At 64.2% G+C, this 14,259-nt stretch carries 15 protein-coding genes; 13 read left to right on the top strand and 2 right to left on the bottom strand.

Annotation, left to right across the window (positions count from 1 at the left end; all coding sequences use genetic code 11):
* The first annotated feature begins 136 nt into the window (after positions 1-136).
* The 12 genes from AC1DN2_RS06855 (at position 137) to AC1DN2_RS06800 (ending at position 11,307) form a co-directional block, all read left to right on the top strand.
* Complete coding sequence (locus AC1DN2_RS06855; protein WP_476849726.1) at positions 137-1,426, top strand: ABC transporter substrate-binding protein; 1,290 nt, start codon at positions 137-139, stop codon at positions 1,424-1,426.
* A 53-nt stretch (positions 1,427-1,479) separates the two neighbouring features.
* A complete protein-coding gene (locus tag AC1DN2_RS06850) occupies positions 1,480-2,439 on the top strand; it encodes a carbohydrate ABC transporter permease (RefSeq protein ID WP_476849725.1) in 960 nt (319 codons plus the stop codon).
* Positions 2,440-2,442: 3 nt separating this feature from the next.
* Complete coding sequence (locus AC1DN2_RS06845; RefSeq protein ID WP_223913472.1) at positions 2,443-3,279, top strand: carbohydrate ABC transporter permease; 837 nt, start codon at positions 2,443-2,445, stop codon at positions 3,277-3,279.
* 6 nt (positions 3,280-3,285) lie between these two features.
* A complete protein-coding gene (locus AC1DN2_RS06840) occupies positions 3,286-3,657 on the top strand; it encodes a nuclear transport factor 2 family protein (protein ID WP_476849724.1) in 372 nt (123 codons plus the stop codon).
* A gap of 30 nt (positions 3,658-3,687) precedes the next feature.
* Positions 3,688-4,464, top strand: coding sequence for a TIM barrel protein (locus tag AC1DN2_RS06835; RefSeq protein WP_028275819.1), 777 nt, complete (start codon positions 3,688-3,690; stop codon positions 4,462-4,464).
* Positions 4,458-6,020 (top strand): GMC oxidoreductase, encoded by a 1,563-nt coding sequence (locus AC1DN2_RS06830; RefSeq protein WP_476849723.1) that lies wholly within the window; start codon positions 4,458-4,460, stop codon positions 6,018-6,020. The genes AC1DN2_RS06835 and AC1DN2_RS06830 overlap by 7 nt, the downstream gene beginning before the upstream one ends.
* Positions 6,021-6,093: 73 nt before the next feature.
* On the top strand, positions 6,094-6,489 hold the full coding sequence (locus tag AC1DN2_RS06825) for a C-glycoside deglycosidase beta subunit domain-containing protein (RefSeq protein WP_476849722.1): 396 nt from the start codon (positions 6,094-6,096) through the stop codon (positions 6,487-6,489).
* Positions 6,486-7,589, top strand: coding sequence for a sugar phosphate isomerase/epimerase family protein (locus AC1DN2_RS06820; RefSeq protein WP_476849721.1), 1,104 nt, complete (start codon positions 6,486-6,488; stop codon positions 7,587-7,589). Before AC1DN2_RS06825 ends, AC1DN2_RS06820 begins: the two co-directional genes overlap by 4 nt.
* Positions 7,590-7,609: 20 nt before the next feature.
* Positions 7,610-8,674: a sugar phosphate isomerase/epimerase family protein gene (locus AC1DN2_RS06815; RefSeq protein ID WP_476849720.1), complete on the top strand. Its 1,065-nt coding sequence runs from the start codon at positions 7,610-7,612 to the stop codon at positions 8,672-8,674.
* Between the two features lie 8 nt (positions 8,675-8,682).
* Positions 8,683-9,081: a C-glycoside deglycosidase beta subunit domain-containing protein gene (locus AC1DN2_RS06810; RefSeq protein ID WP_223913478.1), complete on the top strand. Its 399-nt coding sequence runs from the start codon at positions 8,683-8,685 to the stop codon at positions 9,079-9,081.
* Positions 9,078-10,289 carry a Gfo/Idh/MocA family protein gene (locus tag AC1DN2_RS06805; RefSeq protein ID WP_476849719.1) on the top strand — a complete coding sequence of 404 codons (1,212 nt, stop codon included), beginning with the start codon at positions 9,078-9,080 and terminating at the stop codon, positions 10,287-10,289. Before AC1DN2_RS06810 ends, AC1DN2_RS06805 begins: the two co-directional genes overlap by 4 nt.
* A 13-nt stretch (positions 10,290-10,302) precedes the next feature.
* On the top strand, positions 10,303-11,307 hold the full coding sequence (locus AC1DN2_RS06800) for a sugar phosphate isomerase/epimerase family protein (RefSeq protein ID WP_476849718.1): 1,005 nt from the start codon (positions 10,303-10,305) through the stop codon (positions 11,305-11,307).
* A gap of 84 nt (positions 11,308-11,391) precedes the next feature.
* Here the strand turns inward: AC1DN2_RS06800 and AC1DN2_RS06795 are convergent, their stop codons facing one another.
* Positions 11,392-12,420 (bottom strand): restriction endonuclease subunit R, encoded by a 1,029-nt coding sequence (locus tag AC1DN2_RS06795; RefSeq protein WP_476849717.1) that lies wholly within the window; start codon positions 12,418-12,420, stop codon positions 11,392-11,394.
* A 68-nt stretch (positions 12,421-12,488) separates the two neighbouring features.
* Between AC1DN2_RS06795 and AC1DN2_RS06790 the strand changes: the two genes are divergently transcribed.
* Positions 12,489-12,905, top strand: a complete 417-nt coding sequence (locus tag AC1DN2_RS06790) for a C-glycoside deglycosidase beta subunit domain-containing protein (RefSeq protein WP_476849716.1) — start codon at positions 12,489-12,491, stop codon at positions 12,903-12,905.
* A gap of 29 nt (positions 12,906-12,934) precedes the next feature.
* Here AC1DN2_RS06790 and AC1DN2_RS06785 read toward each other — a convergent pair whose 3' ends face one another.
* Positions 12,935-14,197: an ROK family protein gene (locus AC1DN2_RS06785; RefSeq protein ID WP_476849715.1), complete on the bottom strand. Its 1,263-nt coding sequence runs from the start codon at positions 14,195-14,197 to the stop codon at positions 12,935-12,937.
* Between the last annotated feature and the right edge of the window lie 62 nt (positions 14,198-14,259).

Below are 14,259 nucleotides of genomic sequence, written 5' to 3'. Positions count from 1 at the left end.
CTTCCGCGGACCCCCGTTAAACTTATGTCCGTCATAGCGAAGACTTATGTGTCTTTTAGGCACATCTCCTGCATACTTGTGAGTGACCGGGGTCACGACACCCGGATTTTGGACAATGAAGTCAGAAAGGCTGGACATGACACAGCACCGTCGCTATTCAGGCCTGAAGGTCGGCGCCCTCGCCGTCCCCACCGTCGCAGCACTCATTCTTACCGGTTGCTCGGCCTCCACCGGCAGCAGCTCCTCTTCGGGTGGTTCCCAGGAATTTTCACTGTCCTTCGCGACATCCAACACCATCGAGAGCCCCTTCCAGGTGTTGGCAGAAAATTACATGAAGTCACACCCGAACGTGAAAATCACCTTCAATCCTCAGCCGAACGACTCCTACGACCAGACCCTGCGCACACAGCTCCAGGCCGGAAACGCCTCAGACGTCGTAGTGACCTCACCCGGCTCCGGCACCGGCCGCAGCATCCTGCCGCTCGTCCAGGCAGGTTTCCTTGAGCCGCTTGACGATGCCGCGAAGCAACTGCTCCCCGAGGGAAGCGCCAGCACCTTTGGAACCGACGGCAAGGTGTACGGCCAGGCCACGGAAATTACGATCTCTGCCTTGGTGAGTAATGAGACGGCTGCAGCTGCAGCCGGCGGCTTCCCTGCCGACTATTCCTCCCTCCAGCAGCAGTGCAAGGCTCTGGAGTCCTCCGGTAAATCCCTCTTTGCCCTTGCCGGATCAGCCCCTCCCAACACAGGGCTGATGGCGATGTCCCTGGCAGCCTCGCGCGTCTACGCGGAAGACCCGAAATGGAACGATAAGCGCGCTGCCAAGGAAGCCACCTTCGCCGGATCGGACGGTTGGAAGGCAGCCCTCGAAGCAGTTAATACCTTGAAGGACGCGGGCTGCTTCCAGAAGGGTGCTGCCGGCGGCGGCTTCGATGCCATCACCAAGGGGCTTGCCAGCGGAACGTCCGTGAGCGGCTTCATCCCGGCTCCAAGCTGGAAGCAGCTGCAGTCCGCCGCTGGGGGCTCCCAGTTCGCCGTACGGCCGTTCCCGGCGGAACAGGGCTCAGGTAATAGCTACGTATTTGCCAGCGCAAACTACGCCTTCTCCATCAACGCGGCCTCCAAGAACAAGGACGCTGCCAAGGCCTTCCTCGACTGGGCCGCCCAGCCTGAGCAGACCAAGGCCTTCGCAGAAATCGACGGTGCCCTGCCGGTCAGCGGACTCGACAAGTACGATTTCGACGCCGGCGCCTACAAGAACGTCGGAGGCCTGATCAAGGACGGCAAGTACGGCCCCCTGCCCAACATCCAGTGGCCGAATTCCGCCGTCTACGACGCACTGGCCACGGGGGTCCAGGGCATCATCACCGGCCAGAAGAGCCCTGACCAGGTCCTGCAGGCCATGGACGCGGCCTGGGAACAGTAGAGTTCTTCACCATCAACGTTCCGACGACTCAAAGGGACAAGCAAGGAATACCAATGACTGCGACGATGCAACCGAAAAGCGAAGCAGCTGAAGCACCCCGGCGAGGCAAGCGGACGCCGGGGACGGGTGAGAACACCCGTCCCCGGCGGGGGCCCATGGAGTTCGGACACTGGTGGTGGGCGCTGCCCGGGATCGCCCTGGTGTTTGCCATCCACTACGTGGCAACCGGAATCGGCGGATTCTTCGCCTTTACCAACTGGACGGGCATCGGCTCGTTCAAAATCACTGGCTGGACAAACTTTGAGGCCATCTTCAAGGACCCCACGAAACTCGGAGCCCTCTCCAACACCCTCTTTCTGGCCTTTGGCTCGGTTCTCCTGGGCAACATCGCCGGGTTGGTCATTGCGCTGGGCCTGAACCGCGTCGTCAAGACGCGCTACATCCTCCGGACCCTCTTCTTCATGCCGGTGGTGCTCAGCCCGCTAGCCACGGCCTACATCTGGAAATACATCTTCGACTTCGACGGTCCGCTCAATGCCTTCCTCACGGCAATAGGCGCCGGCGACCAGATCAAGCCGTGGCTGGCCGACCCGCAGTGGGCCATCTGGACCGTCCTGGTGGTGCTGGTCTGGTCTTCCACCGGCTTTGCCATGGTGATTTTCATGGCCGGCCTGGCCGGTGTCCCCGTGGAAGTGGAGGAGGCGGCGGCCATTGACGGCGCCAATCTGTGGCAGCGGTTCCGCAACGTTACCCTGCCCGCCATCCGCCCCGCCGTCGCCATCGCCACCACGCTGGGAATCGTCCAGGGGCTGCGCGTCTTCGATCCCATCATGGCGCTCACCGGCGGCGGACCGGCCGGAGCGACGGAAACGCTGGCCACGCTGGTTTACAAGCAGGCCTTTGCGCTCGGGAACTTCGGGGGCGGTGCCGCCCTGGCCCTGGTGCTCGCCGCCATCATCCTGATCTTCGCCGTTCTCCAGCAGCGGCTGACGCGTTCGAACCCTGAGGACTAAGCCATGTTCCGCTACACCAAACTCACCCTGCTTCGCGAAGTCGGCCTATGGGCGCTCGCCCTGGTGTTCCTCGCACCGTTCTACTTCCTGGTGACAACTGCCCTGAAGCCGGACAACGAGTTGTTCACCACCTCGGCCCTGGCTCCGCCAACAAGCCCCGACTTCAGCAACTTCATCGACGTCCTCACCGCCACCGGCAACTCCAACGTGGTGATGGGCCTGGTCAACAGCGCCATCATCACCGCAGGCAGCATCGTGGGGCTGATCGCACTCGGTTCCATCACCGGATATGTCATCTCCCGCAGCACCCGACGCTGGAGCAAGGGCGCGTATTACCTCTTCCTGATCGCCATCATCCTCCCCGGCCAGCTCGGCGCCGTCCCGCTCTACATGGGTGCACGGGCCCTTGGGCTCACCGGATCCGCTTGGGGCCTGATCATCCTCTACACGGGCATGCTCCTGCCGTTGTCGATCTTCCTCTACGCAAACTTCTTCCGCGGCCTCGGCACGGACTACGAAGAAGCGGCCACCATCGACGGCGCCAGCAAATCCCAGATTTTCTCCAAGGTGGTGTTCCCCATGATGGCCCCAGCCACGGGAACGGTCACCATCTTCGCCGGGCTCATCGTGTGGAACGACTTCTTCACGTCGCTGATCTTCCTGGGCGGCTCCGCCAACCAGACGCTGCCGGTGGCCATGTACTACTACATCGGCTCCCTGGTCTCCCAGTGGAACTCGATCTTCGCGATAGTGATCGTCTCCATGATTCCCATCTTGGCGCTGTTCCTGTTCGCGCAGAAACGGTTCATCCAAGGCTTCTCCGGCGGCCTGAAGGGCTGACCCGCGATGGTTGACAACCGCGCAGCGTTCGAGCGCTTCGTGGAGATCTTTTACACCCAAAAACGGGTGCGTGAAGCCTTCGACTTCCTTGTGGCCGACGACTACCGGCAGCACAACCCGACCATTCCTGACGGGCCTGAGGCGGCAGTAAGAATGCTGACGCCGAAGTTCGACGGATCGCCAGACTCCCGGTTCGAGGTTCAGCGCATCCTGGTGGACGGTGACCTGGCGTTGGTGCATGTGCGCGCTTCAGGTCCCGGGCGTCCCGACGCCGCCGTCGCAGACATTTACCGCTTCGAAAACGGGCGGATTGTTGAGCACTGGGACGTGCTTCAGCCGGTTCCCGAGCACCCGGTCCACGACCACCCCATGTTTTAGACCACCATCTCAATTCCCTAGGAGACATCCATGTTTCAACTTTCGCCCAATATCGACCTTTTGTTCGCCGAAGCAGGCGAAAGTGCTGCCGATCGGGTTCGCGCGGCGGCAGCAGCCGGCTTCGACGCCGTCGAAATGTGGGGCCCAACGGGCAAAGACATCCCGGCCCTGAAGCACGCACTCGAGGAAACCGGAGTCCAGCTCACCTCCCAACTGGCGGAACCGCGTATGCAGTTCATGATCCCGCCCCGCAACCACGATGCTTTCTACACCGGGCTGGACGCCGGCGTCGAAGTGGCACAGCAGCTCGGCTGCCCCCGGATGGTAGTGGGCAGCGGTACCGGATTCGGCGGGCGCAAGCGGCAGGACCAGCTGGACGAACTGATCGAGATCTTCACCCGAGGCGTCGCGCACATCGAGGGTTCCGGCATCACCCTGGTCCTCGAACCGGTCAACGTCAGGGTTGACCACCCGGGAGCCCTCCTGGACCGGACCTCGGAAGCCGTCTATGTCGCCAAGGGCGTCAACTCGCCCAACTTCGGCGTTCTCTACGACCTCTACCACTCCACGGTCGAGGGCGAGGACGTGGCCGCCGAGCTCGCCAACGCCGGCGACCTCATCAAGTATGTTCAGATCGCCGATGCGCCGGGGCGCGGCGAACCCGGCTCGGGATCCATCGACTGGCACGCCCGGCTCACGGACCTGGGGAACAGCGGGTATGCCGGCCCCATCGGGCTCGAGTACTATCCGACGATCGACTCGGCGAAGTCCGTCCGGCGCATCCAGGAACTGGTGGCGGGATGGTGAGCGGTAACCGGTATCCCGCTGCGGTCGACGTCGCCATCGTCGGCAGCGGCCCCACGGCATCGGCATACGCGCGGATCCTCAGCGAGGAAGCCCCTGGTGCCACCATCGCCATGTTCGAGGTGGGCCCCACGGTCAGCAATCCACCCGGGGCGCACGTCAAGAACATTGAGGATCCTGAACGCCGCAGCCTCGCGCAGCGGGCATCGGAAGGCCCCGGTGCAGGTGCCGAAACGGTGAACTCACCCGGCGCCGTCAAAAGCGGGGAGCGAAGGGCCAGGCCCGGCACCTACCTGCTCCAGGACGGCTACGTCTTCCCCGGCGAGGACGGGATGCCCGTTGCCGCCATGTCCAGCAACGTGGGCGGCATGGCCGCCCACTGGACCGCTGCCTGCCCGCGCCCGGGCGGCAAAGAGCGCATTCCGTTCCTGCCGGACCTTGAAGAGCTTCTTGACGACGCCGACCGACTGCTGGGGGTGACCACCTCCGCCTTCGACGGGGCTCCGTTCTCTGACCTCGTCCGGGAACGACTCGCCGCCGCCGTGGACGCGGGCCGTGACACCGCCTACCGCGTCCAGCCCATGCCTCTTGCTGTACACCGGCGGGAGGACGGCGGCCTGGTCTGGTCAGGTTCCGACGTCGTGATGGGGGATGTGACCCGGGAAAATCCGCAGTTTGAACTCTATGATGAGTCGCTGGTAGCGCGTGTGCTCCTGGAGGACGGAGCTGCTGCCGGCATCGAAGTCCAGGACCGCCGCAGCGGCGAAACCCATCAGGTGACCGCCCGCTACGTTGTGGTGGGTGCGGATGCCCTGCGCACGCCGCAGCTGCTGTGGGCTTCCGGGATCCGGCCCGACGCCCTGGGCCGCTACCTCAACGACCAGGCGCAGGTGGTGTTCGCGAGCCGGCTGCGTGATGTCACGGCTCCGCAGGGCCGGGCAGCCGCCAACGGCGCGCTCAGTGAGCAGAGCGGAGTTGCCTGGGTTCCCTACACGGACGGGGCACCCTTCCACGGCCAGATCATGCAACTGGATGCGTCACCGGTTCCCTTGGCCGACGATGACCCCGTTGTCCCGGGCTCTATCGTGGGGCTTGGCCTGTTCTGCGCCAAGGATCTGCAGCGCGAGGACCGGGTGGCGTTCGACGACGGTGTCCGCGACTCGTACGGAATGCCCGCCATGCGCATCCACTATCGCCTCACAGAGCGGGATCACGAGGTACTGGACCGCGCCAAGCAGGAAATTGTCCGCCTGGGCAAGGCGGTGGGTGAACCGCTCGACGAGCGTCCGTTCGTCATGCCGCCCGGCGCTTCGCTTCACTATCAGGGCACAACCAGGATGGGTGCAAGGGACGACGGCGAGAGCGTGTGTTCGCCCGACAGCCAAGTGTGGCAGGTCCCCGGCCTCTTCGTGGCCGGCAACGGCGTCATTCCCACCGCCACGGCCTGCAATCCCACGCTGACTGCTGTGGCGCTCGCAGTCCGCGGCGCCCGGAAACTCAGAGAAGAACTCAACAGCTCTTTACTTATGTCTGAATCAGACAATAGACTGACTAAATAATGAATAAGTGGTGCGATGCCGCTGCTATTTCGTTCAATCACAGGCAAGGCATGCCGCAGACAAGGAGGTCTCGATGATCGCCGACCGCATAATCGAGCAGGGAACACTGATCACCCAGGACGGCCGTACCGCCGTCGAAGTCCGCATCCCCTGGTACCGGGCCCTGCCGGGTTCCTGCATCGCTGGAGCTGCATTGACAGTGGACGGCGTCGCCGCCCCCGAGAGCTCACTGCGCTGGACCATGAACAACCGCACTTTCAGCTTCGAGGAACTCGTGGACGAGACCGGCGAATGGTGGTTCCCGCTGGACTCGGCAGTCCTTTCGGGTGACCTTCCCGTCCCGGACAGCCGGACCGAGCACGAGGTCAGGGTGGACCTGAAGCTCTACATCCCCTACATCATCACCGACCACGGCGTGCTGCACATCGAAGAGCACGACACCAAGACCATGAAGGTGGAACAGCGATGACCAGCCTCGGCACGCCGATCCAGGGCGTCACCCTTTACAGCTTCACCCGGGCCTTCCACGCCCGGCAGTACGACCTCGATGGCCTGATCCGCAAAGTGGCGGCCGAAGGCTTCGGCCCAGGGCTCGAAGTCATCGGATTCTCCAGCCTGCGCGGCTTCCCGGACCGGATCGATGACAACTTCGTGGGCCAGTTCCGTGATCTTGTGGCCGAGGTTGACCTGGTCCCCACCTCGCTCGCAGTCAACGTTGACACCGGAATCCGCCGCGACCGGCTGATGAACCATGACGAGCTTGTCGAATACATGCGCAAGCAGATCGAAGTAGCCGCCAGGCTCGGCTTCCCGATCGCCCGGGTGCAGATCTCACTGACTCCGGACGCCATGGAAAGCCTGCTGCCCGTGGCCGAGAAGTACGGCGTCACCCTGGCCCTCGAAGTCCACGCGGACCAGCACGGCGCCCACGAGCGTGTCCTGGCCCTTCGCGACCGCTACGAGAAACTCAATTCCCCCTTGCTCGGCTTCACCGCCGACTGGGGTGCCACCGTTACCGGTTTTGCGCCGTCCCTGCTGGAGGCCTACCGCCGCCGTGGTGCTTCGGAGGAACTTCTCGGACAGGTGGTTGACCTGTGGAATGGTTTCTACGTCGACGGACCGCCAAACACGCAAAAGGTTCACGGTGAACGCTTCGGTGCCTTCATCGGCCTGGCCGCCCGGAACGGCCGGCCCGATCTTGGCATTGACTTCGCCATCAACGGAACAGGGCTTTTCGGTCCTGCCCCGCTGGACACCTGGCTGGAGATCATGCCTTGGGTCCGCCACGTGCACGGCAAGTTCTTCGGCATCGACGAGACCGGCGAAGAGCCCTCGGTGCCGGTTCGGAGCCTTGTCCGGCAACTGGTTGAGCACGGCTACTCCGGCGCAATCTCCAGCGAATACGAAGGCTGGCACTGGAACAACTGGCAGGACCCGTTCGACATTATCCGCGGCGAGCAGGCAGTCCAGCGCTCAGCGGCCGCCAACGCCGGTTCGGCCATGATCACCGACCCTTCAGAAGCCCGCCGCATCCTCAATAGCCATCTCGCCCAGCCCGTCCGCGGCTGACAACGAAGGAACCAGAAATTATGTCAGAAGGCATCGCAGGCTCGGGCATCGAGCTTGGCATTACCCTCTATTCGCTCACCTCCGAGTTCGCCGCCGGGCTCTACACCCCTGAGACGCTGATCAAAGCTGTTGCAGATGAAGGCCTCGGCCCGGGGGTTGAGTTCAACATCGCCCAGATGCTGCGCACCTACCCGGACGTCGACGACGACTTCGTCCGCCTGTGGCGCGACAGCATGGACCGCTACGGCCTGACCCCCAGCGCAGTGGGCACCAACCTGGACATGGGCCGCCGCAAGGACCGGGACATGACACCCGATGAGGAGTACGACTTCTTCGCCGCGCAGCTGCACACGGCCAACAAGCTTGGTTTCCACCGCGTGGTGATCCGCTCCGCGGGCAAGGAATTGCTCCGCCGGCTGCTTCCCCTGGCCGAGAAATACGACCAGAAGCTCGGCTACGAAATTCACGCGCCGCAGGGGCCGAACGATCCCAAGATCCTGCAGATCCGCGAGATGTACGAGGAACTGGGAAGCGACCGGCTCGGTTTCACCGCAGACTTCAGCTCGACGATGCACAGCCTTTCCCCGACCCTCTTCCGCACGTTGACGCAAATGGGGCTGCCCGAGGAGCACTTTGCCGTCATGCAGGACATCTGGCGCAAGCCGTTGCCGATGCAGGAACGCAACCAGGAGTTCGAGGACTACCTGAACGCCAACAACTTCGACCCCGCGCGCCTTGGTCCCTTCACCCGGCTGGCGTTCAACATGCACGGACTGGTTCCGCCGGAGGAATGGCTGGATATCATGCCGCAGATCTTCCATGTCCACGCGAAGTTCTACGACATCGACGAACACGGCAATGAACCCGCGATGGACATTCCCCGCATTGTGCGCCAGTTCGTCAAGGGCGGCTACCAGGGCTACCTGTCCAGCGAGTGGGAGGGCCACGCGTTCGCCGACCTGGGCGAATCCGATCCGATCGACCTCGTCAAGAAGCAGCACACGCTGATGCGGCATGCCATCGAAGAAGCCGCTGATCCAAATGCATCCGACTCCCACGCGACCCTGGTCGAGACTGTTAAGTAAGGAAAGCCATGGCAACTCACAATTCCCTGTTCCAGGACACCGACGTCCGCAGGCACCCCGAGGGGATTGCCGTATCGGTGCAGCTGCCCTGGTACCGCAGCCTCTGGCTGTCCGCCGTTGACGACGTCGTTGCAACGGTCAATGGCGTGGAGATTCCCAAGGAGTCCCTCCGCTTCGAATTGCAGGACAAGTCCTACTCCATAGCTGAACTCCCGGAGCAATGGGAAACCCTGTGGTTCGTCGCAGACAAGCCCGACGTGATCATCCCGCTGGACCGCGTCCCCGACGCCGGCGAGGAGATCGACGTCGAGGTCATCCTCACCCTGCGCCTGTTGTATATGCAGATCGCGCCGATGCGCTACGTGGGCAACCGCGTCGCGGTTGAACGGACGGTGGTGCTCGCATGAAAACCCTGCGCGTGGCCATGATCGGTTATGGCTTCATGGGTGCTGCCCACTCCCAAGGCTGGCGGACGGCGCCGCGGGTATTCGGCCTGCCTGCCGAGCCGGAAATGGCGGTTATCGTCGGCCGTAACGCTGAAGCGGTCGCCGCCGCTGCCAGCAAGTGGGGCTGGGCCGAGTCAGCAACAGACTGGCGGGACGTGATCGCCCGTGACGATATCGACGTCGTCGATATCGTCACCCCCGGCGACTCCCACGCCGAAATCGCGATCGCCGCGCTGGAGGCCGGTAAGCACGTTTTGTGCGAAAAACCACTCGCCAACTCGGTGGCGGAAGCCGAAGCGATGGCCGAAGCTGCCGAACGGGCGGCTGCCCGGGGCATCCAGGCAATGGTCGGTTTCACCTACCGCCGCGTTCCGGCCGTCACCTTCCTCCGCAACCTCATCGCCGAAGGCGCCGTGGGCACGATCAACCAGGTGCGTGCCTCCTACCGGCAGGACTGGCTGGTGGACCCGGAGATGCCGCTGGCGTGGCGCCTGCAGAAGGAACACGCCGGCTCGGGGGCCCTGGGGGATATCGGTGCCCACGCCATCGACCTGGCCCAGTTCGTCACCGGCTTGAACCTGGCGAAGGTGTCCGGCGTTATCGACACCATCGTGAAGGAGCGGCCTCTTTTGAAGGGCTCCACTTCAGGCTCCGGACCTTCCGATACCGGGCTTTCCGGCGCTGCCGGCGTCGGCTCCGGCCAGGTGACGGTGGACGATATCGCCATCTTCACGGGCCGCTTCGAATCCGGCGCGCTGGCGTCGTTCGAGGCCACCCGGTTTGCCACCGGCCGGAAGAACGCGCTGCAGATTGAGGTTTCCGGGGACAAGGGCGCCCTGGCCTTCGACCTGGAGGACCTCAACAGCGTCCAGTTCTACGACCGCACGGCCCCTGCGGACCGCCAGGGCTTCCGGAAGATCCTGGTCACGGAAGCGGAGCATCCCTACGTTTCGGCGTGGTGGCCGGCAGGGCACATGCTCGGTTACGAGCACGGGTTCTCCCACCAGGTCAAGGACCTCGTGGAAGGCATCGTGGGCGGCGCCGTCCCGCATTCGTCGTTCGCCGACGGGCTGAGGGTGCAGCGGGTGCTCGACGCTGTCGAGCGCAGTTCCGAAAACGATTCCGCCTGGACACGGGTCGCTGCCGGCGTTCCCGTGCCGGCCAGTTGAGGAGGGGAAGTATTTGGCACGGCCAATTACCTTGTTCACCGGCCAGTGGGCCGACCTGCCGTTCGAGGAGGTGGCCCGGCTCGCCGGCGAGTGGGGCTACGACGGGCTGGAGATCGCCTGCTGGGGTGACCACCTGGATCCCTGGCGCTGGGACGACGACGCCTATGTGCAGGGCAAGCTGGACATTCTTGAACGCCACGGCCTCAAAGTGTGGACCATCTCCAACCACCTCAAGGGCCAGGCCGTCTGCGACGACCCGATCGACGAACGGCACCGCGGCATCCTGCCGGACGTCGTATGGGGCGACGGCGATCCTGAAGGGGTCCGCCGTCGTGCTGCCGAGGAACTGAAGAACACTGCACGGCTCGCCGCAAAGCTGGGCGTGAAAACGGTGACCGGCTTTACGGGATCGTCCATCTGGAAGTACGTGGCGATGTTCCCGCCCGCCTCCGAAAAGATGGTCGACGCCGGCTACCAGGATTTTGCCGACCGGTGGAACCCCATCCTCGATGTCTTTGACGAGGTGGGCGTCCGGTTCGCCCATGAGGTGCACCCATCAGAGATCGCCTACGACTACTGGACAACGCAGCGCGCCCTCGAGGCGATCGGGCACCGCGAGGCCTTTGGCCTGAACTGGGACCCGAGCCACATGGTGTGGCAGGACATCGACCCTGTGGGGTTCCTGTGGGACTTCAAGGACCGGATCTACCATGTGCACTGCAAGGACACGAAGAAGCGCCTGTCCAACGGGCGCAACGGCCGGCTGTCCTCCCATTTGCCCTGGGCTGATCCGCGCCGCGGCTGGGACTTCATCTCCACCGGCCACGGCGACGTGCCGTGGGAGGATGCGTTCCGGATGCTGAACGCCATCGACTACCGCGGGCCGCTGTCCGTGGAGTGGGAGGACGCCGGAATGGACCGGCTGAAGGGCGCCCCCGAGGCGCTGGCTTTCGTGCGCCGGCTCTCCGGCTATGAACCCTCCGCCGCAGCTTTCGACGCCGCATTCAGCACGAAATAATTCGCAGACAAGTGAGGCCGGCCCCGCGGGGCCGGCCTTTCCTGTGCCATGAGCTTCTTGTATCCGGTCAGCGTTTTATATCGGTCAGAGGGCAGCCCGGGCCGCTGGTGTCGGCTCCACCAATGCTGGCTCCGCGAGGGCTGCCCCCGCCAGGGCCAGGTGACTCCGCGTCATCTCCGTTGGGTCGTCCTGCAGCCACTCGTGGCCGCCCCACTCGCTGGTCAGCGTGCCCGTGAAGCCGGTCCCGCGCAGCAGGCTGCCGAGGTCATGCAGCGGCTGGGAAACCCGGCCGCCGTCGTCGTCCAGATCCCAGAACTTCAGATGGAAGGCGCCCACCAGGGGGAGGATGCGCTGCAGGTCTGCGGCGTCACTGCGGCCGAAGCGGATGAGCAGGTTCATGAAGAGCGTGTGGATGCGCGGCGGAACCTTCCCTGCGCGGAGCAGGGCGGTAACGGCATCGAGGGTGGCGGGATCGCGCCAGTCATTCTCCAGGCGCGCCAGAAGATCGGAAGGAACGCCGCCCTGCCGCAACTCATGAAGGTACGTGACGGGAAGGGCCGGCATGAGCATGCTGATGTCAACGAGTACCCGAACGCGCTCATCTGCCAGCCCGGCTATCGCATCCAGGGCTGGTGCCACCGAAGGGTTGTTTGGAGTCTGCTGCCCTTGGATTTCTTCGTACAGCACCAGATCGAGTTCATGCAGCAGCGGCTGCAGCAACGTGAGCAGTTCCGTGCCCGCCTGTCCGATCGGCAACCGGATCCCGCGGGCACCCACTCGGCTGGCGGCGCTGAGCTGGGGGACCAGGAAGCCCAAGCGCTCCTGCAACGAGCGGCGGTCGGTTGGGGACGTGAAGTCGTCGAGGCTGGCGCCAACGATGCTGACGCGTCCCCCTCTTGCCGCCAGCGAATCCCGCAGTTCGTCTACCTCGGCGTCCTGCGGAGCGGGGAAGGACCGCCACAGCAGCCCAGGTTCGAGCTCTATTGTCTTCGTCACGGACTCCGCGATGCCAATCACAACGTCCGCGGCTGTCCGCCGGGCTGCCGTGATCTCCGGAGTCCAGTTGAACGAGCTGGCGCAGAGGGTCCAGTTCTCAGGAAGTGCGGAGGCCATGAGATGCCTTCCCATTTATGCTTGTTAATGACAAACTTATGTCACTTTTAGGATAAAGGACAAAAGCCATGTTGCAAACCGCTTTGCGCGAAGATGCGCTGACGGCCACGCCGGAAGGCTTTGAACTCCGGCTCGGCCTGTCATGGATCCGCTCAATGCCCCTTTCCAGCGTGGCTGAGCTCGCAGTTGAGGTCGACGGCATCCCGGTGGCACCACGGGAGTTGGTGGTGGTGCTGGGGGCCCGACGCGTGGGTGCGTACGCATTGCAGGCGGAGTCCGGGTGGTGGTTCGTGCAGGACAGGCTGGTCCTGGCCGGCAGGCGCGAGCTTTCCCTCGGGGTGCACGCCATCGCCGTCGACTTCCAGCTGCTGGTGCCCTACCTTCAGGCGCGTCCCGGTTCGCCGCTGGTCCTGCCGTTCCATCTGGAGGCCCAGCTGGAGCTTGACCGGGCGCCGGTACCCAGCGTCTCCCGCGACGTGGCCTGAGCGGCTATGCCCAGGCCACGCAGTGGACCCTATGCGGGAACGGCGTGCCGTTCCGGTGAGGGCCTGCCGTCAGCAAACCAGCGCGGGAAGGTGACATCGAACAGCTGCTCGCGCGCCAGCTCGGCTCCTCCGCGCAGGGGTTCGCGCTCATCGTTGACGGACAAGGTGATGGTGAGGTCGCGGGTGGCGAGCGGCAGGGACAGTTCGTAGACCCGCTGGCGCACTTCGGCCAGGAATACTTCGCCGGCCGATCCCATGGCCCCGCCGATGACGATGATTCCGGGGTTGAACATGTTCACCAGGGCTGCAATGGTCTCACCCGCTACCCGGGCCGACTTTTGAATCAGTGTGATGGCCAGCGGGTCCCCGGCCTGGGCCGCGAGGGTGATCTCCTCGAGGGTCAGTGTCCCCTTTTTTGCCAGCGGAGCCAGGGAGCTGTGGGTGCCTTCCCTGACAGCCTCTTCCGCGTCCCTGACCAGGGCCCAGCCGCTGGCCACCGCTTCGAGACAGCCGATCTTGCCGCAGCGGCATTGGGCATGGGAGTCGGAAACCCGGACATGGCCGATGTCGCCGGCCGCGCCGTTGGCGCCGCGGTGGATCCTGCCCTGGGACAGCAGGCCGGCACCGATGCCGGAACCGATCTTGCAATAGATGAGGTTCGCGAGGGATTCGCGACGCCGGGCGCGCTCACCAAGGGCAAGCAGGTTGACGTCGTTATCCACCCACACCGGTGCGTTAAAGCGGTCCTCGAAGGGTGTGCGGACATCGAATCCATTCCACCCGGGCATGATCGGAGGTGCCACCGGTTGTCCCGTGGCGAAGTCAACCGGGCCGGGGAGGCCCACCACCACACCCCAGACGGGCACTTGGTGATCCTTTTTCAGCACGTCGTCAACGAGCGCCATCACGGCGTCAATGGTCTTCTCGGGGCCCTGGGCGATATCCCAGGTGCGGTGCGTGTGTGCCAGGATGTCGCCGTCCAGGGCAGTGACGCCAACCCTTATATGAGCGGCTCCGAGGGCACATATGACGATCCGGCCCTGCTCCGCGCGGAAGCGAAGGGTCCGGGGTGCGCGGCCACCGGAGGAGGCGCCGAATTCTCCATCCCCGAGAAAGCCGATCTCAATGGCCTGGTCCACACGCTGGCTGACAACGCCCCTGCCCAGCCCGGTGACCTTGCCGATTTCAGGGCGCGTTGTCGCCTCGCCCGTTCGCACCAGGTTGACGATCCTCAGCAGGCTCGTCACTTCATCCGTTTGTGCTCCAAAGCGGAGTGTGGACTCTGTCGTCATGATCACAATTCTCACACATAAGAGGGGACTAAGGTGGGGTTGAACGCGACTATAGCCGGATA

The organism is Arthrobacter sp. 01L42 (assembly GCF_056400005.1).
This window is presented reverse-complemented; position numbering and strand designations above follow the sequence as displayed.

What these genes read in the sequence shown, in the direction of transcription:
- AC1DN2_RS06855 (WP_476849726.1), top strand. Translation starts at nt 137, where the DNA reads ATGACACAGCACCGTCGCTATTCAGGCCTGAAGGTCGGCGCCCTCGCC.
- AC1DN2_RS06850 (WP_476849725.1), top strand. Translation starts at nt 1,480, where the DNA reads ATGACTGCGACGATGCAACCGAAAAGCGAAGCAGCTGAAGCACCCCGG.
- AC1DN2_RS06845 (WP_223913472.1), top strand. Translation starts at nt 2,443, where the DNA reads ATGTTCCGCTACACCAAACTCACCCTGCTTCGCGAAGTCGGCCTATGG.
- AC1DN2_RS06840 (WP_476849724.1), top strand. Translation starts at nt 3,286, where the DNA reads ATGGTTGACAACCGCGCAGCGTTCGAGCGCTTCGTGGAGATCTTTTAC.
- AC1DN2_RS06835 (WP_028275819.1), top strand. Translation starts at nt 3,688, where the DNA reads ATGTTTCAACTTTCGCCCAATATCGACCTTTTGTTCGCCGAAGCAGGC.
- AC1DN2_RS06830 (WP_476849723.1), top strand. Translation starts at nt 4,458, where the DNA reads ATGGTGAGCGGTAACCGGTATCCCGCTGCGGTCGACGTCGCCATCGTC.
- AC1DN2_RS06825 (WP_476849722.1), top strand. Translation starts at nt 6,094, where the DNA reads ATGATCGCCGACCGCATAATCGAGCAGGGAACACTGATCACCCAGGAC.
- AC1DN2_RS06820 (WP_476849721.1), top strand. Translation starts at nt 6,486, where the DNA reads ATGACCAGCCTCGGCACGCCGATCCAGGGCGTCACCCTTTACAGCTTC.
- AC1DN2_RS06815 (WP_476849720.1), top strand. Translation starts at nt 7,610, where the DNA reads ATGTCAGAAGGCATCGCAGGCTCGGGCATCGAGCTTGGCATTACCCTC.
- AC1DN2_RS06810 (WP_223913478.1), top strand. Translation starts at nt 8,683, where the DNA reads ATGGCAACTCACAATTCCCTGTTCCAGGACACCGACGTCCGCAGGCAC.
- AC1DN2_RS06805 (WP_476849719.1), top strand. Translation starts at nt 9,078, where the DNA reads ATGAAAACCCTGCGCGTGGCCATGATCGGTTATGGCTTCATGGGTGCT.
- AC1DN2_RS06795 (WP_476849717.1), bottom strand. Translation starts at nt 12,420, where the DNA reads ATGGCCTCCGCACTTCCTGAGAACTGGACCCTCTGCGCCAGCTCGTTC.
- AC1DN2_RS06790 (WP_476849716.1), top strand. Translation starts at nt 12,489, where the DNA reads ATGTTGCAAACCGCTTTGCGCGAAGATGCGCTGACGGCCACGCCGGAA.
- AC1DN2_RS06785 (WP_476849715.1), bottom strand. Translation starts at nt 14,197, where the DNA reads ATGACGACAGAGTCCACACTCCGCTTTGGAGCACAAACGGATGAAGTG.